Source organism: Blautia sp. DFI.9.10 (genome assembly GCF_024461705.1).
GTDB lineage: Bacteria > Bacillota > Clostridia > Lachnospirales > Lachnospiraceae > Blautia_A > Blautia_A fusiformis.
The window spans coordinates 1-208 of record NZ_JANGAA010000095.1 but is presented as its reverse complement, the minus strand read 5'-3'; the positions used below and the strand labels follow the sequence as shown (position 1 = coordinate 208).

Annotated in this window: 1 pseudogene; it reads left to right on the top strand. The window is 37.0% G+C overall.

Annotated features, from left to right (window positions below):
* Window positions 1–208 (top strand): annotated as a pseudogene (locus NE671_RS15815) (stage III sporulation protein J); the annotation flags it as partial.

Genomic DNA, 208 nt, shown 5'->3' with positions numbered 1-208 from the left:
GGACTTTATCCGGTAGTACAAAATATTCCGGAATATGTTACAAAAGTAAGAAACGTATATATACCTCTTGTTGAGAAAATCCAGGCAACAACAGGATATGAGAAGATTATGTCATCTCTTGCGACAGGTCTTGTTCCGGGAGCTGAATCATTAGATTATACTAAAGCGGGCAATATGATCGAAGTGATGTATAAATTCCAAAGTTCCA